Here is a 21,082-nt window from a genome sequence, read left to right on the forward strand (position 1 = left end):
TTCGATGAACAAGGAAAGTTGTATGTTTGTAACTCGCTATTCTCCGGTATCGGCTGTTGGTGTTACCAAAAGTGGTCACGTATCTGCGCTCGCTGAAAACTATGAAGTTGTTAGTTCGGTCACGCCTTTATCGATACAGCAAATGTCGAAAGATAATCTGCGCATGTTGAAAAAGGTCCCGGTAGAACCGCCTGACTGGTTAGCCAGCCTGACGGCCAGACAGCGCACTGATGCGCAACAGCTCATCGACAATGCTGTTATCGCGCATACCGCATTCAACGAGCGCATGGACGCCGTCAACGCGGCGCATGAGTTTGCTGCGCCTCTGCTGAGGAAGGCTATCAGGGACAAAGTGGGGCTGGACGTCGATGTAAATAAAGTTCGAGTAAATCTGTCTGTCAGCCAACTGGGGGATAACAGAAACCTGTCGAGTGTCACACTGTTGGAAGCGGCGTTACATAATTTTCCGAAAGCCGATATGTGGGTGCATTTCCTTTTTCCCAACTGCTTTACCGTCGACTTAGACGGCAAGGTAATGGATATTAAACTGGATGTTAATGTATTCGTTGGTATATGCCGTCAGCTCGATTTGGGTAAAAAATACCAGGCACATATAAGGGCGGCATTGAAATGGGATGAGCCCCATGGGCGAGAAAGCCTGAATGATCGGTTCGTGGTTTATCAGAAATCGGCTTTGAAGGCCGCGAGTTACGTTGCTCTGTGCAAAAAGGATATCGAGCAGAAGCACCATGACGCGCTGGTGGCGATCGTCGAAGGTGACAAAAACGTAAGGATCGATGGAAAACCTGTCTGGTATCGGAGCCTTGATTTCACGGGCATGCCTGTCCACAGCTGCATCATGTTCGAAATCGCCGACCCTGATGACGAAGGGGTCTGGGACGCTTTGTTACCAACGGTAGACGGCTATGCCAAAAACGATTTCATTGCCTACATCCCTGATGATCCCGATCATCCGGTCAAGCATTACAAAACGCTAACGCAGCTCAAGACCCGGTTGATCGAGCAGTTTTTACGACGCGCCGAAAGTGATCCCGCCAAGGCGCCGTCGGCTTATCAGCAATTCTTCAGTCGGTTCATGCGCCATAAGGATCGAGCGAAGTTTTACTACAGTTTTACCGAAGATGTTCCAACTCCGAGTGGCGCCGTGCCGCTTTACGGTCACCGTACTCGCCAGCAAAAAAAGGAGGTCGACTTCCTGTTGCAGTTCAGGGTACTGGACCCTTCCGGAGATGAATGGGCGCAACACTACGACCTGTGGACAACACTGCGCAGGGAGTTCGACAAGCGGATTTTTCAGGATGCCGCCGACGCGATCGTGTCCACTGAAGATGCCGATGGGCGCGATGCTCACTCGCTGCTCGAAACACTTCTGGACGTTGGCCTGGTCGCACTGAATTTGTTGTCCTTCGCCGTACCGCCGCTGGGTGTGGTGATGTTGAGTATCTCGGCCGTTCAATTGATGTACGAATTGCTCGAGGGTTTCGAGGCGTTGAGCAAGGGCGATAAGGAGGCAGGGTGGGAGCACATCACCGACCTGCTGGAAAACATCGGAGTCAGCGTGGCGACGCTGCCTTTGTTTGTCGGCCTGCATACGGAGTTCACGGCGATTGAAGCCGCCGCGGGGCAAAAGCGGTTGTGGAAGCCAGACCTTGCACCTTACCGCAGCCATGTGTCGCTGGAAGGTTTGCAGCCTGATGCGCTGGGGCAATATCGGGTTGATGGCAGGCATTACATTCGGCTGGATGATGCTGTTTTCGAGAAAGTCGTCGAGCCGCTCAGCGGGCAGTCACGGATCGCTCATCCGAGCAATCCAGAGGCCTACCAGCCGTTCCTTGAGCAGGATGAGGCGGGTCAATGGCACCATTCGCTTACCCGCTCGCCGAAACCGGACGCAGCGAAGTCCATGGGCTTTGCCAATGACGAATTTCGTCGGTATGCCATCAAACCGTCCGACATTGGCGATCTGACCCCGAGCGCCAAAGGCATCAGTAGAAGTGCCGACGGGCGCTTTTTCATTCGCAATGTCGACGTCAGAGGCAAGGTGGCTGTGTACGGGGTCAGGTCCGACTTCCTGATCAACAGCGACATCGTCGACGTAGTGATCGTCGATCCCCATACCAATCGGGCTCAGGGAGCGCGGCTCATACAAGTCGCTGCGGACCAATGGCAGCCACTGTCTCTGCGCGGCGGCAGTCACCCGGAGGCTGACGTTGAGGGCGAGGTAATCGGCGACACCGTGAGCGGGGATTTTGTCGATGAGATTGTTGACGAAATACTGGCGACGGCCAGCCCGTCATTGAACCGTGAACGACTGCCGAACGGTCTTTGGGAGCCGGTTATCGCGACCGGTGTACAGCGTGGCGCGGAAGGTATCCCACTTGATTGGGGTCCCCGTCATGACGTGCCATTCATTGCCGAACGTACTCAGATCAACAGTGCGTTGTCGGTCTCGGAGTTTTCACGATTACCGATCAATACGGATTTGTTTTCTCCTGTAAGAGTTCGCTACTCGAGCAACGTCGGCGCTCAGTTGGCAAATCGGCAGGGAGGCGCCAGCTTTGTCTTCGAGATGCAGCGTGTCAAATACTCCGCAGCGGTGAAAGGCGAGTTCAACGCGATCAAAATTGTCGACATCGGTGCCGGTGAAATACCTGACCAATCCAATGCGGTGTCAGGTTTCTGGGCACCTCAGGGAGGGTATGTCGACATACCGGCCAATCCAGGGTGGGGTGAACCCGATCACGTATTTACCCCAGGCTTCGGGGGTTGCTCACTGGTGGTTGATCAACTTGAGGAAAATCTGCTGCGCGTCAGGCATGTTGAAGGCGGCAAGGAAGATGCGCAGTACAACAAGCTTGCGGCCCGCGAGCATGGCTGGGGCCAAAGTGCAGCCATGGAGTATCGGGATTACGGGATCGTTGCGGATCAAAACAGTAACCTCGACACCCTGTTGGGTGGTTTTGCCTTTATGAAATATGACCGCAAGAGCGGCGTATGGAATATCCACTATCAGGCCATTTTGGGCACGCCGACTATCTCCCGCTACTCCACTGCCAGGCCGGGCCTGTTCGGGCAGTCGGCATCCCGCGCCACGGTGTTCGAGCGAGTAATGGTCCGAAAATCCATGACCAAACAAGTGGTCACGGCGCTGTCTCCTGGACGCCTCACTTCCACAAAAGCGTAACCGTCTCGCCGTTGTTTCATGACGGGTGTGGCAATGACGCTGCACCATTGTTGTGCAATACTCGCCGCCGTTTTGGCGGCGAGCTTTCCATCAGGTCTCAGGTGATGTTTGTCATCATCTGCTGTTAATGCGAGACCTTGCGCTGAATCTTGTGATTTATAGAGTGAAAAGCCCTGCCATAAGCTTTTTATACTGCACGCCCCGCTGATCTCGCAGGTTGTCCTGCGAGACGCGTCCGCCCACGAAGCCGGCGCGGTTTCATTCAAGCCAAGGCCTATCGGCCGAGGCTTCGACTCTCGGTGGTCATATCCAATAACAAGACGAGGTTGTATCCCTATGCCAGTTGGCAATCACCTGCCTCACGGCGAAACCGCTAACGGCGGTCCGCTCAAACGCGAACTCGGCGAACGGCATATTCGCCTGATGGCGCTCGGTGCCTGTATCGGCGTCGGTCTGTTCCTCGGTTCGGCCAAAGCCATCGAAATGGCCGGCCCTGCGATCATGATTTCCTACATTCTTGGCGGTCTGGCGATCCTGGTCATCATGCGCGCCCTCGGCGAGATGGCCGTGCACAACCCGGTGGCCGGGTCGTTCAGTCGCTATGCGCAAGATTATCTCGGCCCGTTGGCGGGTTTTCTCACTGGCTGGAACTACTGGTTCCTGTGGCTGGTGACCTGCGTCGCGGAAATCACCGCCGTCGCGGTGTACATGGGCATCTGGTTCCCCGATGTCCCGCGCTGGATCTGGGCCCTCGCGGCGCTGGTCAGCATGGGCTCGATCAACCTGATCGCGGTGAAGGCTTTCGGTGAATTCGAATTCTGGTTCGCCCTGATCAAGATCGTCACGATCATTGCCATGGTGATCGGCGGCATCGGCATCATCGCTTTCGGTTTCGGCAATGACGGCGTGGCACTGGGGATTTCCAACCTGTGGGCCCACGGCGGCTTCATGCCCAACGGCGTGACCGGTGTGCTGATGTCCCTGCAAATGGTCATGTTCGCCTACCTTGGCGTCGAAATGATCGGCCTGACCGCCGGTGAAGCGAAGAACCCACAGAAGACCATCCCCAGCGCCATCGGCTCGGTGTTCTGGCGGATTCTGTTGTTCTACGTCGGCGCCTTGTTCGTGATTCTGTCGATCTATCCGTGGAACGAGATCGGCACCCAGGGCAGTCCGTTCGTGATGACTTTCGAGCGTCTTGGCATCAAGACTGCCGCCGGCATCATCAACTTCGTGGTGATTACCGCTGCGCTGTCGTCGTGCAACGGCGGCATCTTCAGCACCGGGCGCATGCTCTACAGCCTGGCGCAGAATGGCCAGGCGCCGGCCGGTTTCGCCAAAACCGCAAGCAATGGCGTGCCGCGTCGTGCACTGTTGCTGTCGATCGGTGCATTGTTGCTGGGCGTGCTGCTCAACTATCTGGTGCCGGAAAAAGTCTTCGTCTGGGTAACCTCGATTGCGACATTCGGCGCGATCTGGACCTGGGTGATGATCCTGCTGGCGCAGCTGAAATTCCGCAAAGGCCTGAGCGCCAGCGAACGCGCCGCACTTAAATACAAAATGTGGCTGTACCCGATCAGTTCGTACTTTGCGCTGGCCTTCCTGGTGCTGGTGGTCGGTCTGATGGCGTACTTCCCGGACACACGAGTAGCGCTGTATGTGGGCCCGGCGTTTTTGTTGCTACTGACCGTGTTGTTCTACGTGTTCAAGCTACAACCGACCAATGTGTCGCAAGGTGCGGTGCGTTCGGCTTCGTAAGTTGTAAGCGCTGAAACACAAAAGCCCCGGTCGAGAGATCGGGGCTTTTTTGTGGATCAAACAATTGGGACAAATGCGCCGGCCGGTGCGTCAGGCTGGCGCTTTCTGTATTCAGGCCACTGCCACTTCCTGCGGCTCAAAACTATCCGCCCGTGCCATCTGCCACATCCGCGAATAGAACTCGCCGTTCACTTCCCCGCTGAGCAATTCCCCCGGTTTCAGGAATACATGCAACTGCGAGAACAGCTTGATCTCGGTCGCCGACATGCGTCGTACCAGGTGCTTGGCCGACAGTTGCGAGGGGTGATCGAGGCCGGCGGCGGCGAGCATTTCTGCTAGCGCCTTGAGCGTGTTGCGATGGAAGTTGTAGACCCGCTGCGCCTTGTCGGGCACGACCAGCGCACGTTGGCGCAGAGCGTCCTGGGTGGCGACGCCAGTCGGGCATTTGTTGGTGTGGCAACTCTGCGACTGGATGCAGCCGATGGCGAACATGAAGCCGCGCGCCGAGTTGGCCCAATCGGCGCCGATGGCCAGCACGCTGGCGATGTCAAAGGCGCTGACGATTTTGCCGCTGGCGCCGAGTTTGATCTTGTCGCGCAGATTTAAACCGACCAGCGTGTTGTGGACGAACAGCAGCCCTTCGCGCATTGGCACGCCGATGTGGTCGGTGAATTCCACCGGTGCGGCGCCGGTGCCGCCTTCCTTGCCGTCGACGACGATGAAGTCGGGAAGGATGCCGGTTTCCAGCATGGCTTTGGCGATGCCCATGAACTCCCACGGATGGCCGAGGCAGAATTTGAAACCCACCGGTTTGCCGCCGGACAGTTCACGCAGTTGCTGGATGAAATGCATCATCTCCAGCGGCGTGGAAAACGCGCTGTGGCGTGACGGCGACACACAGTCTTCGCCCATCATGATGCCGCGGGTTTCAGCAATTTCCTTGGTCACTTTGTGCTTGGGCAGAATGCCGCCGTGGCCCGGTTTGGCGCCCTGGCTCATCTTGATTTCGATCATGCGTACTTGTGGGTTCTGCGCCTGGGTGGCGAAGCGCTCCGGGTCGAATCGACCGTCGCTGGTGCGGCAACCGAAATAGCCGCTGCCCAGCTCCCAAGTCAGGTCGCCGCCGTGTTCACGATGATACGGGCTGATGCTGCCTTCGCCGGTGTCGTGGGCAAAGTTGCCAAGCTTCGCTCCCTGGTTCAACGCGCGGATGGCGTTGGCGCTGAGTGAGCCGAAGCTCATCGCCGAGATGTTGAACACCGACGCCGAATAAGGCTGCGTGCACTGCGGACCACCGACGGTGACGCGGAAACTGCTCGGGTCGCTCAACGGCGCCGGACGCATCGAATGGCCGATGAATTCGAAACCGGATTGGTACACATCGATCAGCGTGCCGAATGGTTTGTCGGCGCTTTCATTTTTTGCCCGCGAGTAGACCAGTGAACGCTGGGCGCGGGAGAAGGGCAGGGCGTCGCTGTCGGACTCCAGCAAATACTGGCGAATCTCCGGGCGGATGCCTTCGACCAGATAACGGATGTTGCCCAAAATCGGGTAGTTGCGGCGTACCGCGTGTGGGCTTTGCAATAGATCGAACAGACCGAGCAGGCTTAGCACGCCAGTGACGGCGGTGATCGGCCACAGCCAGTCATGTTCGAGAAAAGGCAGGCTGGCGAGGGTGAAAATCACGCAGACGGCAAAGAAGGCGTAGCGGCTCAGAAGGGACAGGCTCATACGGTTTCCTTGGTTCGGACTTTGTAGGGCAGGCAGGGATTCTGCGCCAACGTAGAAACCGTGAACAGGGAGACTTTCTGACTATTTCGGCGTCAGGCAACAGACTGACGCAGCGGCAACAGCACACGGAACGTAGTGCCAGCCCCGAGTTCGCTGCGTACCGAAATATCCCCGCCGTGTTTTTTCACGATGCCATAGGACAGGGACAAACCCAGTCCTGTCCCTTGGCCCACCGGTTTGGTAGTGAAGAACGGGTCGAAGATTTTCTGCAAGGTTTCGGGCGCAATGCCTGACCCGGTATCGGCCACTTCGATCCACGCGGCTTCCCCTTGCAGCCCCGTGCGCAGAGTGATGACGCCGCGTTCAGGTCCCATGGCCTGCGCCGCATTGACCACCAGATTCATGATGACCTGATTGATCTGTGACGGCAGGCATTCGATGTCCGGCAGTTTCTGATATTCCCTGACCACATCGGCCTTGTATTTGAGTTCGCTGGCGACAATGTTCAGGGTCGATTCGATGCCTTGTTGCAGATTGGCCCACTGCCATTGCTGCTGGGTGTCGACCCGGGAGAAATCCTTCAGGTCCTTGACGATCTGGCTGACGCGACCGATGCCCTCCTTGGATTCTCGGATCAGTACGGGAATATCCTCAAGCAGGAAATCCAGTTCGAGGTCTTCGCGCATTTTTTGCAGTTGCGCGGCGGACTCGGGTGGCAGCGTTTGTCCGGCGGCCTGATAGGCGTCGAGCATGCTCAGCAACTGCTGGAAGTAACCGTCCAGCGAACCGAGGTTGGAGGAAATGAAGCCGATCGGGTTGTTGATTTCATGGGCAACCCCGGCCGCCAGTTGTCCGAGCGAGGCGAGCTTTTCTGACTGCACCAACTGACCTTCCAGTTGTTTGCGCTCGTCGATTTCGCGCTGCAAGGCTACGCTGGCCTTCTTGAACTGGGCGGTGCGCTGATCCACCAGATGCTCCAGATGATGCATTTGCAATGATGCGCGTTCGGTCATCTGCCACTTGGTCAACAGAGTGTTGGCCATTTGCTGGACTTCAATGTTGTCGAAGGGTTTTTTCAGAATCAGCAGACGGTCGTGAGCCTTCAGGCGATCGAGCAACTCGTCCCAGGAATAGTCGGAATACGCCGTGCAGACGACCACCTGCAATTGCGGGTCCTGCTGCCAAAGGTGTTCGATGGTTTTCGCGCCGTCCCAGCCGTCGGGCATGCGCATGTCGACAAACGCCACGGCATAGGGACATTGCTCCTGCAGGGCGAGGTTGAGTTTGGCCAGTCCTTCCTCGCCACCATAAGCGGAGTCGAGCACGAAATTCGGTCGTTGCGGGCGGACTTGAGCACCGAACAGCACTGTTTCCATTTCATCCAGTTCTGCCGAGTGCGCCAGGGGCGGGGTGAGAATCTTGCGAAAGTCTTCGTGAATCGACGGCATGTCGTCGATCAGCAAAATGCGACGGTTCGACAGTTCGCTCATGCGTTCTCCGTTACGGTGATCAGCGGAAGCTGCAAGATGAATAAGGCACCCAGCCCAGGCCCGTCGCTGTGCGCAGTGAGGTGGCCGTTCATTTCGATCGCCGCCAGCGCGCAACTGTGCAGGCCAAAACCGTGGCCTTCTTTGCGCGTGGTAAAACCGTGAGCAAAGATCCGTGTCATGTTTTCCGGGGCGATGCCTTCACCATCGTCCCGGACGCTGATTTGCAGAAAGGTCTCGTCAACGATTTCCACCCCAAGCGTCATTGTCCGAGTGCGGTTGCTGAGGTCGGTCATGGCGTATTTGGCGTTGCTGATGAGGTTGATCAGAATCAGCAGCAGGCGGTGTTTGTCACCCATCACCTGAGGCACTTCACTGTATTGCCTGACCACGGTGACGTGATGGCGAGTCAGCGCGCCGGCATTCATGCGCAGGGCGTCTTCCAGCAGTTCGTCGATGTACAGCGGTTCGGTCATGCTGTTGGCCCCGGCATAGGATTGCTGGGTGGCGACGATGTCCTTGATGTGGTCGACGCTCTTGTTCATCTGGCCCAGCTCATCGGCCATTTCCTGCTGTTCCTTGGCAATTGCGCTGACCAGTTGGTTGAGATAGTCGGGCAGCAATTTGCCCTTGTCGTCTTCACTGAGGAAATGCCCGAGGTCGTTGGGGTGTGCGTTGATCAACTGCATGGCCTTGCCAAGCCCAATTGCCTTGCTGCTGCGCAGTTTTCGCCCGATCAGCTCGCAGGAGATATTCACGCTGTTGAGTACGTTGCCGACGTTGTGCAACACGTTGGTCGCGATTTCAGCCATGCCCGCCTGCCGCGCAGCATCCAGCAGTTCGCTCTGGGCGTTGTTGAGCTCCCGGGTGCGTTCTTCGACCCGTTGCTCCAGCGCATCGTTGGCGTTTTGCAGGGCGTTGTTGACCCGATGGATCTCGGCGAAGCTGCGGATCAACCGGACGGCCAGCCACAGCAGTGACAGCATCAGCAGTACAGAGAACAGCAGCATGTAGAAGTGGTACTCGCGATCGATTTTTTCGACCCGTTGCTGATCCAGGTTGAGCATGTGGGTAATGTCGTCCAGACGTTCGGCCACGGGAACGACTGCGATGTTTTCCAGCAGTTCGTTGACGACTGGCTGCTCGCGCAAGATCAGCGCGACGTGACTGCTGAGAACTTTCACCGGGGCATGAAACTCTTGCGGCAAGCGTTGCGCGTTAACCGCCAGTTTGTTCAGGCCCACTTCGATGTCCGCGGCCTTGTCGGCAGAGGTGACCTGGGCGAATTCCAGGGCACTGAGCAGCAAGTCGTAGGTGTCGGTGGCGATGTTTTGTACCTGCAGCTTGTCGAGGTCGGACAAGTCCGCCAATTGCGCCTGGATATCATCTTCGGCAGTCGGCAGGAAGGCCAGGGAGTTACGCAACAAGGCGTTGTGTGACTTGAACTGCTCCACCAGGCGAGTCTTTTCCTGCATCGCTTTTAAAAAGCCTTCGTGAGCATCGTTCCATTGCCTGGAGTCCTTGCGCCCATGCCCCGATTCCATTGTGGTGAAACGCTCCCACAGCTGATGCATCTCGATCACCGGAGACACGAGCGGGTCGTAGTTGTGGGAAATCGCCACGCGGGCCTTGAGTATTTCGTTCTCCCACAGGGCGTCCTGTTGGGTGATCTGGCGGATCAGGTCGCGCGATTCGGTGTACGTGACGGTCTGTTCGGAACTGGACTTGAGATAGAGAAACAACAGCGTCGAGGCCAGCAGAATGGCTAGCAGCGTGACCAACAGCAGACTGGTTCTGCGTGACATCTTCTTCATCGCTTGCCCTCCCATTGCCCGGACAGGGTCTTGAGAAACAGGATGATCAGCGCTTTGTCTTCTGCGCTCGGCATGCGCCCCAGCTGATACTGGAACATGACGTCCACGGCCCGTTCGAGGTCGGGGGCCGAACCGTCGTGGAAGTACGGCGCGGTCAGGGCGACATTGCGCAGACTCGGCACCTTGAAGACCGCGCGATCAGCTTCGTCGCCGGTGACATTGAATCGTCCCAGGTCAGCTACCGTCGGGTTGCCACGATCGGCGATGTAATCACCGAATACGCCGAACTTCTGAAACATGTTGCCGCCGATGTTCACGCCCTGATGGCAGGCGATGCAGCCATAGTCCTTGAAGCGTTGATAACCGTACTTTTCTTCAAGGGTGAGGATGTCGGTATTGCCCAAGAGGTATTGATCGAAACGCGACCCGGGAGATAGCAGGGTTCGTTCGTAGGAGGCGAGTGCATTCTGGATATTGGCTTGGGTCACGGCATCCGGATAGGCGCCGTCGAAGGCCTTGCGGTAGTCGGGATCGTCGGTGATGCGTTGCACGACGGTTTTCCAGTCACCGCCCATTTCGTGGGGGCTGGTGATGACATTGTCGGCTTGCTCCTCCAGAGTCCCGACCCGTCCGTCCCAGAATTGCCGGAAATTGAGGCTGGCGTTGAGCACGGTGGGCGTGTTGAACGCCACCGGTTTTCCATCGAACCCCAGAGACCGGGCACGGGTGTCGGCTCCCCCCTTGTCCAGTTGGTGGCAACTGGCGCAGGACAGCGTGTTGTTCGCCGATAGCCGCGGATCATTGAACAATTGGCGACCCAGCGCGACGCGTTCGCGATTGACGGGAGCCATCTCGGGCAAGGGCTTGAGTGGCTGGTTCAACGGCTCGCTGGCAGCGTTGACACAAACCCCGCTAAACATGAAGACCAGCGCATAACGGAAAAGAGTCACTGGAGATTGTCCCCCGTGCTGCTCGCCGGACTGTCGCTGGAGCTCGATGGATCGGCCCAGGGCGCCGCAAGCCCTGCGCTCAAAAGCCGGGCAAACGCCGGCGCCGGCAAGGCTTCGCTGAAGTAGAAACCTTGAGCTTCTTCGCAATGGTGATCCTTGAGATATTTCAGTTGCGCTGCCGTTTCCACGCCTTCGGCGATGACGTTCAGGCTCAGGCTTTTACCAAGGCTGATGATCGCGCCGACCAGCGCGGCATCGCTGCTGTCAGTGCACAGACCACGAATGAATGACTGATCGATTTTCAGTACATCGATGGGAAAGCGACGCAGGTAGCTGAGGCTTGAATACCCGGTGCCGAAGTCATCGATGGCCAGCTTGATCCCCAGTGCTTTCAACCGTTGCAACGAGCTCATGGTCGCGTCGACGTTTTGCATCAGCACACTCTCGGTGATTTCCAGCTCCAGCAGGCACGGGGCCAGCCCTGTGTCTGCAAGGACCTGTTCGACGCTCTCGACAAAGTGGCGCTGGCGAAAGTCGATGGCCGAGGTGTTGACCGACATGCGGATCGGCGGCAATCCTGCGGCTTGCCATTGCCGCGCCTGGCGGCAGGCTTCGGCCAACACCCACTTGCTCAGCGGGACAATTAGCCCGCTGTCTTCGGCCACTGGAATAAAGTCTGACGGGTAGACCCAGCCATGCCCCGGTTTTTGCCAGCGAACCAGCGCTTCCGCACCGACAATCCGACCACTCTGCAGGGCGATTTTTGGCTGGTAGTGCAAGACAAACTCGTTTCGCTGCAACGCCTGGCGAATACCTGATTCGATACTCTGCTGTTCCCGTGCGCGCGCATTCATCGCCTCGATGAAAAAACCGAAATTGTCCGGACTGCTGTCCTTGACGTTACGCATGGCCGTTTCAGCTTTTTTGATCAGGTCGATGGCCTCGATCCCGTCGTCCGGGTAAACGCTCAAACCCATGCTGGCGGTGACGCTGACGTCATGCCCCGCGATCATCTGTGGAGTGCGAATGACGCCCAGCAGTTTTTCGGCGATGCTGCGGGTCTGCTGAGGGTGGTTGATATCGGTGAGGATCACCACGAACTCGTCAGAACCGTAGCGAAAAACCGAGTCCGATCCGCGCACGTTTTTGAGCAACTGCTGACCCACCCGTTTGAGCATTTCGTCGCCGGCCGGATGCCCCAGCGCATTGTTGATGCGTTTGAAGCGATCCAGACCGAGGAACAGCACCACCAGTTTTTTGTCATGGCGTCGGCAGGCAGCAAGGTGCTGAGTCAGGCGGTCACCGAGCAGGGTGCTGTTGGGCAGACCTGTGAGGCTGTCGTAATGCAACAGATGCGACACCTTGAGTAATTCGTGGACCCGGGCCTCGATCGTCTGTTCGAGGTTGAACATTTTCAGTGCGGCGTCCTGAGCCAGTTGCCATTTCCAGGTCAGGGCGTTGGCCATCTGACGAATTTCCAGGGCATCGAAGGGTTTTTTCAGGATCAATAACTGATCGCCGAACTCCAGCCGTTCGGCCATGGCCTCCCAGCTGTAGTCGGTGTAGGCGGTGCATAACGCGATTTGCAGGTTCGGATCGGCTTGCCACAGTCTTTCGATGGTCTCCAGGCCATCCCAACCGGGCGGCATGCGCATGTCAATGAAAGCGAGCGCGTAAGGCTTTCCTTGTTCCAGTGCCAGTTGAACCAGTTTCAGCGCTTCCTGCCCCTGATAGGCGGAGTCGAGCTGGAAGGTCAGGTGCGATGCCTGTCGGCTGCCGAACAGCGTCTGTTCCAGGCTGTTCAGATCGGCTTCGCCGCTCGTGTCGGGGGTGAGTATCTTGCGAAAGTCAGCATGAATCGCCGCGGTATCGTCGACGATGAGTATGCGGCGGTTGATCGGCCCGGCTTGCGCACTCACGGCGCTACGCCAGATCCAGACTCGCTCTTGCTCGGGAGCATCCTTTTTCCCTCCTCGCATGCCCGTACGCAGGCCGTTTGTGTCGATCGACCTCTTGAGCATAGTTGGCCGCCGGGCACTTCGCTTGCAGGTGTGTAACCGATGTATTGCGTGAGCCCCGCGAAAATCATCTAGCCTTGCCCTCAAGCGCAGGCAAGTCAGGATGTCTGTCGGCGCGCCTGTCAGGTTCACTGTTTCGCTTGAGGCCACCCCATGGACGAACAATCTGCGCCGATTTCACCGTACCGGCCGAAGGTGTTGCTGGTCGATGACGAGGAGTCGATCCTCAACAGCCTGCGGCGCCTGCTGCGCAGTCAGCCTTACGACGTGCTGCTGGCCACCAGCGGTGCACAGGCGCTCGAAATACTGACCCAACAGCCCGTCGATCTGGTGATGAGCGACGCCCGCATGCCCAATATGGACGGCGCTACATTGCTGGCTCACGTCCATGAACTCTATCCGGCGACCACGCGGATCATGCTTACCGGCTATGCCGATCCTGCGGCGATCATCAAAGCCATCAACGAAGGGCGGATCAATCGCTACATCAGCAAACCCTGGAACGACGATGAAATGCTCGTGACCTTGCGTCAGGCGCTGGAGCATCAGCATTCCGAGCGTGAACGTCAGCGTCTGGAGCAGTTGGCCCAGGTGCAGAACGATCAGCTCAAATTGCTCAACAGCACCCTGGAAAAACACGTCGCCGCGCGTACTGCCGAGTTGCAGCAGACCGCCGACATGCTTGATCTGGCCTACGAGGAACTCAAACACAGTTACGTGACTGGCACCGAAGTGTTCTCGTTGCTGGCCAACCTGCGTTTGCCGCCGGCCAAGCAGACCAATCGGCAGATCATCGAACTGGTGCGCGTCTACTGCAAAATGCACGGGATCGATGAAGCCAGCAGTCGTGACCTGACCATGGCCGCTGCGTTGTACAACATTGGCAAACTGAGCTGGACCGACAACATGATGGTCACCCCCTCGGATTTGCTTCGCCATACCGAGCGCGATCGTTATCGCGGATATCCGAAACAGAGCGAATCGCTGCTGATGACCCTCGACCCGATGAAGGATGCGGCCCGGTTGATCCTGCATCATCAGGAACGCTGGGACGGCAGCGGCTTTCCGGATCGGCTCAAGGGCGAGTCGATCCCGTTGGGTTCGCGACTGCTGAAGCTGGCGGTGGATTTCGTCGAATTGCAGCGCGGGCTGATTCTCGAGCGGCAAATGAACAGCGACGAAGCATTGTTATACCTGCGTCAGTACGCCGGCAAACTCTACGATCCCGAGCTGGTCGAGGACTTCATCCAGGTGTGCGCGGCGTTCCTCAGCGATGTGGTGCTGGCCGACCCGGACGTCAAGGTGCTGGGCACACGGGAGCTGGCGGCGGGAATGATTCTGGCGCGCAATCTGAATGCCGACAACGGCATGTTGCTGCTCAATGCCGGCAAGGTTTTGAGCGAACTGCTGGTGGACAAGCTGATCAGCTTCGAGGCCATGGAGGGGGCCAAATACAAAGTGTTCGTGAAGGTGCCGGAGGAAGTAGAAGGGGCGCTCCAGGAACAAGGGTGATGGCATGTGAGGTGACGTTGGCGGGGCAGGCATGGGATCCTTGCGGTTTTTCTCCAGGACCGTGGCTGACCCATGACGTGTGCATCCGCCGTTTCACCTCGCATCATCCACATCGCCGCCGCGCTGTTACTCAACGCCGACGGCCAGACCTTGCTGGTGCGCAAACGCGCCACCACGGCATTCATGCAACCGGGCGGCAAGATCGAAGCCGATGAGTTGCCGGTGCAGGCACTGGCCCGTGAGCTGGAAGAAGAGTTGGGATTAGTCATCGATCCCACGCAGGCAACGTTCCTTGGCCAGTTTTCAGCTCCCGCCGCCAATGAACCGGGATTTGTCGTACAGGCAGAAATCTTTCAACTGACCATCGATGCCGAAGTTTCCCCGGCGGCTGAAATCGAAGAGGTCATCTGGGTCGATCCGGCTATTGATCCGGTGCTCGAACTGGCGCCATTGACACGCGACCTGATCCTGCCGTTTTATCGAGCCTCGCTGACCAGAATCGCCTGATCATTAACGCAAGGGACGCCCACCATGATCCCGCTTCAAGACCTGCTGATTTTCTCTGCTGCCGCGTTGCTGATGGTCCTCACGCCGGGGCCGAACATGATCTATCTGATCTCGCGTTCGATCTGTCAGGGGCGCAAGGCGGGCGTCACGTCGTTGCTGGGTGTGGTCGCGGGTTTCTTTGTGCATATGTTTGCCGCTGCTGCCGGTCTTACCGCTGTGTTTCTCGCAGTGCCAATGGCTTATGAAGTGTTGAAGTGGGCCGGTGCGCTGTACCTGCTGTGGCTGGCCTGGCAGGCGCTGAAACCCGGCGCGCGTTCGCCGTTCGAAGCCCGGCAGTTGCCGCCGGATTCGTCGCGCAAACTGATCACCATGGGCTTTCTCACCAGTGCCCTGAACCCGAAAATTGCGGTGTTCTATCTCTCGGTGTTTCCGCAATTCATCAGCCCTGAACACGGCTCGGTGTTCGTCCAAAGCCTCATCCTCGGCCTGACCCAGATCAGCGTCAGTTTCTGCGTCAATCTGCTGATTGCGCTGTTCGCGGCGGGCATTGCTTCGTGGTTCGTGCGCAACCCGACGTGGCTCGCGGTGCAGCGTTATTTCATGGGCCTGGTGCTGGGCGGTCTGGCCATTCGCTTGATGCTTGAGCAACGGCGAGCCGCCTGAGATGTGGATCGAAAAGCTGGACGCCAGCCATGCCCTGGCCTATCGGGAACTGATGCTCGAAGCCTACGACCGTCATCCGCAGGCATTCACCTCAAGCGTGCGTGAACGCGCGGTGATGCCGTTGAGCTGGTGGGAAGCGCGCCTGACCAGCAAGCTCGATGTGGTGCTCGGCGCATTCGAGGGTGGCACGCTGGCTGGCATTGTCGGTTTGGCATTCGAGCCACGCGAGAAGGCCCGACACAAGGCCACGCTGTTCGGCATGTATGTGTCGGCGGATTTTCGTCAGCACGGTTTGGGGTTTGAGCTGGTGCAAGCGGCACTGGCCGAGGCGCACAATCATCCCGAGCTGAAGCTTGTCCAGCTCACGGTGACTGCTGGCAACGACGCAGCGTTCACGTTGTATCAGCGCTGCGGCTTTATCCAGTTTGGACTTGAGCCGCTGGCGGTGCGGGTAGGCGAAGACTACTTCGACAAGATCCACATGTGGTGTGAGCTCTCCAGAAAATAAGATCTTTTGATTCAGCGTTTCAGCGCACGGCGCTGACCCCATCCAGTGTCGAGAACGACGTGTCCTTGGCCGTCAGCAAAAAGTCGCGCATGTACGGCGCATCGAGCATGTCGGCGCGTATCCCTGCGTACAGCGTGGCAAACAGGCCTTTCTCGCCCAGCCGCTTGCCTTTCACGTAACCGCGCGAGCTGTACTCATGCAGCGCCCAGTGCGGCATGCCGCAGACGCCACGGCCGCTGGCGACCAGTTGCATCATCATCACCGTCAGTTCCGAGGTGCGCACTTGCGCCGGTTCGATGTCGGCCGGTTCGAGGAAGCGGGTGAAGATATCCAGTCGGTCGCGTTCTACCGGGTAGGTGATCAGCGTTTCAGTCAGCAAGTCTTCGGGCACGATGTACGGTTTGCTCGCCAGCGCATGCTGATTGGCCACCGCGAGCATGGCTTCGTAGGTGAACAGCGGCACATAGGTAATGCCGGCGATTTCCTGCGGGTCGGAGGTCACCACCAGATCCAGATCACCACGCGCCAGGGCCGGCAGCGGCGCGAAGGAGAAGCCCGATGCGAGGTCGAGTTCTACTTCCGGCCAGGCATCGCGGAACTGGTCGATGGTCGGCATCAGCCACTGGAAGCAACTGTGGCATTCGATCGCCATGTGCAAACGCCCGGCCGTGCCACCGGCCAAGCGGCTGATGTCACGCTCGGCGGCGCGCAGCAGAGGCAGAGTTGCGTCGGCCAGTTGCAGCAGGCGCAAGCCGGCGCTGGTGAAGCGTACCGGTTTGGTCTTGCGCACGAACAACTGCATGCCCAGCCGTTCTTCAAGCTCCTTGAACTGGTGCGAGAGTGCCGATTGGGTCAGGTGCAGACGGTCGGCGGCATCGACCAGGCTGTCGGCTTCGCGCAGGGCGTGCAGGGTTTTCAGGTGACGGATTTCAAGCACCGGCTGGCTCCATGAGGAAAACTTGTGATCAACACGAAAAGGTTGAGTTTGTCTCATGTTGGTTTGACTGTCGACAATGGCGCCATCTTTTATGCAATGGAGCACACTCGACATGGCCGTGGCCCACACCCTTGGTTTCCCGCGCATCGGCGCCGACCGTGAACTGAAAAAAGCCCTCGAAGCCTATTGGCAGGGTGATCTCGATCAGACCGCCCTGAATCAGGTCGGTCGTGAACTGCGCGCCCGCCACTGGCAATTGCAGAAAGACGCCGGCATCGATCTGCTGCCGGTCGGCGACTTCGCCTGGTACGACCAGGTGCTGACCCATTCGCTGATGTTTGGCGTGATCCCCGAGCGTTTCGACAACGCGCGCGACGAGCGCGGCCTGCCAACCCTCGACACTTTGTTCGCCATGGCCCGTGGTGCGATCAGCCATTGCTGCGGCGCTGACAGCAAGACTCAATACGCGCAAGAACTGACCAAGTGGTTCGACACCAACTACCACTACCTCGTCCCGGAATTCAGCGCTGATCAAGCCTTCAAGCTGAACTGGAACCAGTTGTTCGATGAAGTCGAAGAAGCCAAAGCGCTGGGCCACAACGTCAAACCGGTGATCATCGGCCCGCTGACCTACCTGTGGCTGGGCAAGGCGAAAGGTGACGAGTTCGACAAGCTCGAGCTGCTCGAGCGCCTGCTGCCGGTGTACAACCAAATCCTCGTGCGCCTCGCCGAGCAAGGCGTGGAATGGGTGCAAATCGACGAACCGATCCTCACCCTCGACCTGCCGCAAGCCTGGAAAAGCGCCTTCGAACGCGCTTATCACATCCTCCAGTATTCACCGCTGAAGAAACTGGTGGCGACGTATTTCAGTGGCCTTGAAGACAACCTGGGTCTGGCCGTGGGTCTGCCGGTGCAGGGGCTGCACATCGACGCGGTGCGCGCGCCGGAGCAACTTGGCCAGGTGCTCGATCGCCTGCCGACCTACAAGATTCTCTCGGTGGGGCTGGTCAACGGTCGCAACGTCTGGCGCTGCGAACTGGAGCAGGCGCTGGCGCAATTGCAACCGGCGCAGGAGCGTTTCGGTGACAACCTGTGGGTCAGCAGCTCCTGCTCGTTGCTGCACAGTCCGGTGGACGTCGAGCGGGAAGACAAACTCGATCCGGAACTCAAAAGCTGGCTGGCGTTTGCCGTGCAGAAGTGCAGCGAAATCTCCGTGTTGCGTGATGCGCTGAACGATCCGCAGGCGCCCAAGGTGCAAACTGCGCTGGCCGAGAGCCGGGCTGTTCACGCCAGCCGTGCGCAGTCGCCACGCATTCATAAGGCTGATGTGCAGGCGCGGATCAAGGCGATCAATGCCGGCGACAGTCAGCGTCATTCGCCGTTTGCCAAACGCATCGCCAAGCAACAGGCGCGTCTGCAGCTGCCGACGTTCCCGACGACCACCATCGGCTCGTTCCCGCAAACTGGTGCGATCCGTCTGGCGCGTCAGGCGTTCAAGCAGGGCAAGCTGTCGCCCAACGATTACCACGACGCCATGCGCAGTGAAATCCGCCACGCCGTGTTGATTCAGGAACGCCTCGGGCTGGACGTGCTGGTACACGGTGAAGCCGAGCGCAACGACATGGTCGAGTACTTCGCCGAGCAACTCGACGGTTACCTGTTCACGCGGTTCGGCTGGGTCCAGAGCTACGGTTCGCGCTGTGTGAAACCGGCAGTGATTTACGGTGACCTGAGCCGGCCGCACGCCATGATGGTCGACTGGATTACTTACGCACAAGGCCTGACCGACAAGGTCATGAAAGGCATGTTGACCGGCCCCGTGACGATGCTGATGTGGTCGTTCCCGCGTGAGGACGTGTCGCGCAAAATTCAGGCGCAGCAACTGGCGCTGGCCCTGCGCGATGAAGTGGTCGATCTGGAAAACGCCGGCATCAAGATCGTGCAGATCGACGAAGCGGCGTTTCGCGAAGGCCTGCCGTTGCGGCGTGCGCAATGGCAGGAATATCTGGACTGGGCGGTCGAGGCGTTCCGTCTGACGGCGTCTGGTGTGAAGGACGAAACGCAGATTCACACGCACATGTGCTACAGCGAATTCAACGACGTGATCAAGGCCATCGCCGACATGGACGCCGACGTCATCACCATCGAAACCTCGCGTTCGGACATGGAGTTGCTCGAGGCCTTTGAAGCGTTCGACTACCCGAACGACATCGGCCCGGGCGTCTATGACATCCACTCGCCACGGGTGCCGGACACTGCCGAGATGGTCAAGTTGATGAGCAACGCGGTGCAGCGCATTCCCGCCGAACGTCTGTGGGTCAACCCTGATTGCGGTCTGAAAACCCGCGCCTGGCCGGAGACGGAAGCGGCACTGGTGAACATGGTGGCGGCGGCGCGGCAGTTGCGCAGTCAACTGGCCTGACACTCGCCCACAGGATCGATTAGAGGTCGGAGGCTGCGTCCGACCCGGATGACCGCTCGGCACTCTTCATCAAACTGTCACGTAACTGTGGCAGCGCGCTTGTACAAACTTCATCAGACTCGCGCTCTACTGGGGTTCTGTGTTTCGGTGTTTTTGATGATGAAGGGATGGTTTTCGATCGCGGCTGTTCTGGCCGCGATTTTTTTCGGCGTGCCGGCCTCTGCGGCGTCGCGATGCGATGTGAATGTGCCCACCGAGCGTGTCGATCTGGCGCAGGTCAGCCTGGCGTACCAGAGCATTGGCCGTGCTTCGGATCCGGCATTGTTGTTGGTGATGGGGCTGGGCGGGCAATTGATCCACTGGCCGGACGAAGTGGTCGAGGCGCTGTGTCAGCAGGGTTTTCGAGTGATTCGCTATGACAACCGTGATGTGGGTCTGTCGACCTGGCGTCAGGCACCGGCGGAGGCCAATCTGACCTTTGAAGTGCTGCGATACAAGCTCGGTCTGCCGGTGGCGGCACCGTACAGCCTGACCGACATGGCCGACGATGCGCTGGGGCTGATGACGGCTCTGCATGTCGAGCAATTCCATGTGCTGGGCGCCAGCATGGGCGGGATGATTGCTCAGCACATGGCGGCCATGGCGCCGCAGCGGGTTGAGAGCCTGACGCTGATCATGACCAGTTCCGGCGCTGAAGGTTTGCCGGCGCCCAGCGCGGCGCTGGTGCAGTTGCTGGCACGACGCGGTGCGCCGAACCGAGAAATGGCGCTGGAGCAGCAGGCGGATTTACTCGCGGCACTCGGCAGCCCGGCGATCAGCGATGATCGCCAGGCATTGCTGCAGCAAGCGGCGGCTTCTTACGATCGCGCGTTCAATCCGGAAGGCGTCAAGCGCCAGATCATGGCGATACTGGCCGAGCCGAGTCGGGTGGCGCTGCTCAATCAGTTGCGCGTGCCGACGCTGGTGGTGCACGGCACGGCCGATCCGCTGCTGCCGGTCATGCATGGCGTGCATTTGGCCGCGCACATTCGCGGCAGTCAGTTGAGGTTGATTCCGGGGCTGGCCCACCGGTTTCAGGAAGCGTTCAAGGAACCGTTGCTGGCGGCGGTATTGCCGTATTTGCAGGCGCATCGTGAAGACAATTCGCATTGGGCGCAGATTGAGCCGGTGGTGGGGCGGAATCTGCTGTAGCCGCGTTACCTTCGTGAGCAGGCTCTCTCCCACACAGGGGGTAGACGTTAGCCATGTACGCGCACCCAAACCGAAACCAACACCGTAGCCGCCATCAACCAGGCCACCGCCGCCACGGCCAGCGAAGCCTCCAGCCGCATCCGGTCGACCATCACATACAACGTCGCCAGATACACAAAGTACGGAATGATCGACCACATCCCGAACACGATGGTGGTCTTCAGATCATCAACTGAGCGCCCCTTGCCGACGATGTAATGAGCAATCAGCGCAAACGTCGGGAACAGTGGCACCAACCCCGCGATGTAATAGTTTTTCGTCTTGGCCAGCGCCGCGAGAATCAACACAACCGCGGCACCGAGTGCCGCTTTCAGCAACA

The 21,082-nt window shown here is 58.6% G+C and carries 15 protein-coding genes; 8 read left to right on the forward strand and 7 right to left on the reverse strand.

Annotated features, from left to right (window positions below; all coding sequences use genetic code 11):
- Positions 1–22 precede the first annotated feature (22 nt).
- Together AB4P92_RS22155 and AB4P92_RS22160 are read left to right on the forward strand one after the other, a co-directional pair.
- The gene (locus tag AB4P92_RS22155) at positions 23–3,205 is read left to right on the forward strand and encodes a dermonecrotic toxin domain-containing protein (RefSeq protein WP_395598159.1); all 3,183 of its coding nucleotides are present in this window, start codon (positions 23–25) and stop codon (positions 3,203–3,205) included.
- A 336-nt stretch (positions 3,206–3,541) separates the two neighbouring features.
- Entirely contained in the window at positions 3,542–4,963 is a 1,422-nt protein-coding gene (locus AB4P92_RS22160; RefSeq protein WP_047302939.1) for an amino acid permease, read from the forward strand.
- Between the two features lie 111 nt (positions 4,964–5,074).
- On the opposite strand, the gene AB4P92_RS22165 is transcribed toward AB4P92_RS22160, so the two are convergent.
- The 5 genes from AB4P92_RS22165 to AB4P92_RS22185 all read right to left on the reverse strand — a co-directional run bounded on the left by AB4P92_RS22165 (position 5,075) and on the right by AB4P92_RS22185 (position 12,966).
- Positions 5,075–6,694, reverse strand: a complete 1,620-nt coding sequence (locus AB4P92_RS22165; RefSeq protein ID WP_042560769.1) for an FMN-binding glutamate synthase family protein — start codon at positions 6,692–6,694, stop codon at positions 5,075–5,077.
- Between the two features lie 92 nt (positions 6,695–6,786).
- Positions 6,787–8,184, reverse strand: coding sequence for an ATP-binding protein (locus AB4P92_RS22170; protein WP_395598160.1), 1,398 nt, complete (start codon positions 8,182–8,184; stop codon positions 6,787–6,789).
- Positions 8,181–9,995 carry a DAHL domain-containing protein gene (locus tag AB4P92_RS22175; protein WP_273877585.1) on the reverse strand — a complete coding sequence of 605 codons (1,815 nt, stop codon included), beginning with the start codon at positions 9,993–9,995 and terminating at the stop codon, positions 8,181–8,183. Before AB4P92_RS22175 ends, AB4P92_RS22170 begins: the two co-directional genes overlap by 4 nt.
- A complete protein-coding gene (locus tag AB4P92_RS22180) occupies positions 9,992–10,915 on the reverse strand; it encodes a cytochrome-c peroxidase (protein WP_115147801.1) in 924 nt (307 codons plus the stop codon). Before AB4P92_RS22180 ends, AB4P92_RS22175 begins: the two co-directional genes overlap by 4 nt.
- Positions 10,916–10,941: 26 nt before the next feature.
- The gene (locus AB4P92_RS22185; protein ID WP_395598161.1) at positions 10,942–12,966 is read right to left on the reverse strand and encodes a putative bifunctional diguanylate cyclase/phosphodiesterase; all 2,025 of its coding nucleotides are present in this window, start codon (positions 12,964–12,966) and stop codon (positions 10,942–10,944) included.
- A 150-nt stretch (positions 12,967–13,116) separates the two neighbouring features.
- Between AB4P92_RS22185 and AB4P92_RS22190 the strand changes: the two genes are divergently transcribed.
- The 4 genes from AB4P92_RS22190 to AB4P92_RS22205 all read left to right on the forward strand — a co-directional run bounded on the left by AB4P92_RS22190 (position 13,117) and on the right by AB4P92_RS22205 (position 16,153).
- Complete coding sequence (locus AB4P92_RS22190) at positions 13,117–14,475, forward strand: HD domain-containing phosphohydrolase (protein ID WP_395598162.1); 1,359 nt, start codon at positions 13,117–13,119, stop codon at positions 14,473–14,475.
- 72 nt (positions 14,476–14,547) lie between these two features.
- Positions 14,548–14,982: an NUDIX domain-containing protein gene (locus AB4P92_RS22195; protein WP_261735946.1), complete on the forward strand. Its 435-nt coding sequence runs from the start codon at positions 14,548–14,550 to the stop codon at positions 14,980–14,982.
- A 24-nt stretch (positions 14,983–15,006) separates the two neighbouring features.
- Positions 15,007–15,645, forward strand: coding sequence for a LysE family translocator (locus AB4P92_RS22200; RefSeq protein WP_395598163.1), 639 nt, complete (start codon positions 15,007–15,009; stop codon positions 15,643–15,645).
- Position 15,646: 1 nt separating this feature from the next.
- Entirely contained in the window at positions 15,647–16,153 is a 507-nt protein-coding gene (locus AB4P92_RS22205; RefSeq protein WP_047302918.1) for a GNAT family N-acetyltransferase, read from the forward strand.
- 19 nt (positions 16,154–16,172) lie between these two features.
- On the opposite strand, the gene metR is transcribed toward AB4P92_RS22205, so the two are convergent.
- Complete coding sequence (metR, locus tag AB4P92_RS22210) at positions 16,173–17,090, reverse strand: transcriptional regulator MetR (protein ID WP_042560760.1); 918 nt, start codon at positions 17,088–17,090, stop codon at positions 16,173–16,175.
- Positions 17,091–17,202: 112 nt separating this feature from the next.
- Between metR and metE the strand changes: the two genes are divergently transcribed.
- Complete coding sequence (gene metE / locus AB4P92_RS22215) at positions 17,203–19,512, forward strand: 5-methyltetrahydropteroyltriglutamate--homocysteine S-methyltransferase (RefSeq protein ID WP_395599690.1); 2,310 nt, start codon at positions 17,203–17,205, stop codon at positions 19,510–19,512.
- 156 nt (positions 19,513–19,668) lie between these two features.
- Positions 19,669–20,703 carry an alpha/beta fold hydrolase gene (locus tag AB4P92_RS22220; RefSeq protein ID WP_395598164.1) on the forward strand — a complete coding sequence of 345 codons (1,035 nt, stop codon included), beginning with the start codon at positions 19,669–19,671 and terminating at the stop codon, positions 20,701–20,703.
- A gap of 47 nt (positions 20,704–20,750) precedes the next feature.
- Here the strand turns inward: AB4P92_RS22220 and AB4P92_RS22225 are convergent, their stop codons facing one another.
- Positions 20,751–21,080, reverse strand: a complete 330-nt coding sequence (locus AB4P92_RS22225; protein ID WP_181818525.1) for a GlpM family protein — start codon at positions 21,078–21,080, stop codon at positions 20,751–20,753.
- Positions 21,081–21,082 lie beyond the last annotated feature (2 nt).

Source organism: Pseudomonas sp. A0308, from assembly GCF_044218815.1.
Lineage (GTDB): Bacteria > Pseudomonadota > Gammaproteobacteria > Pseudomonadales > Pseudomonadaceae > Aquipseudomonas > Aquipseudomonas iridis.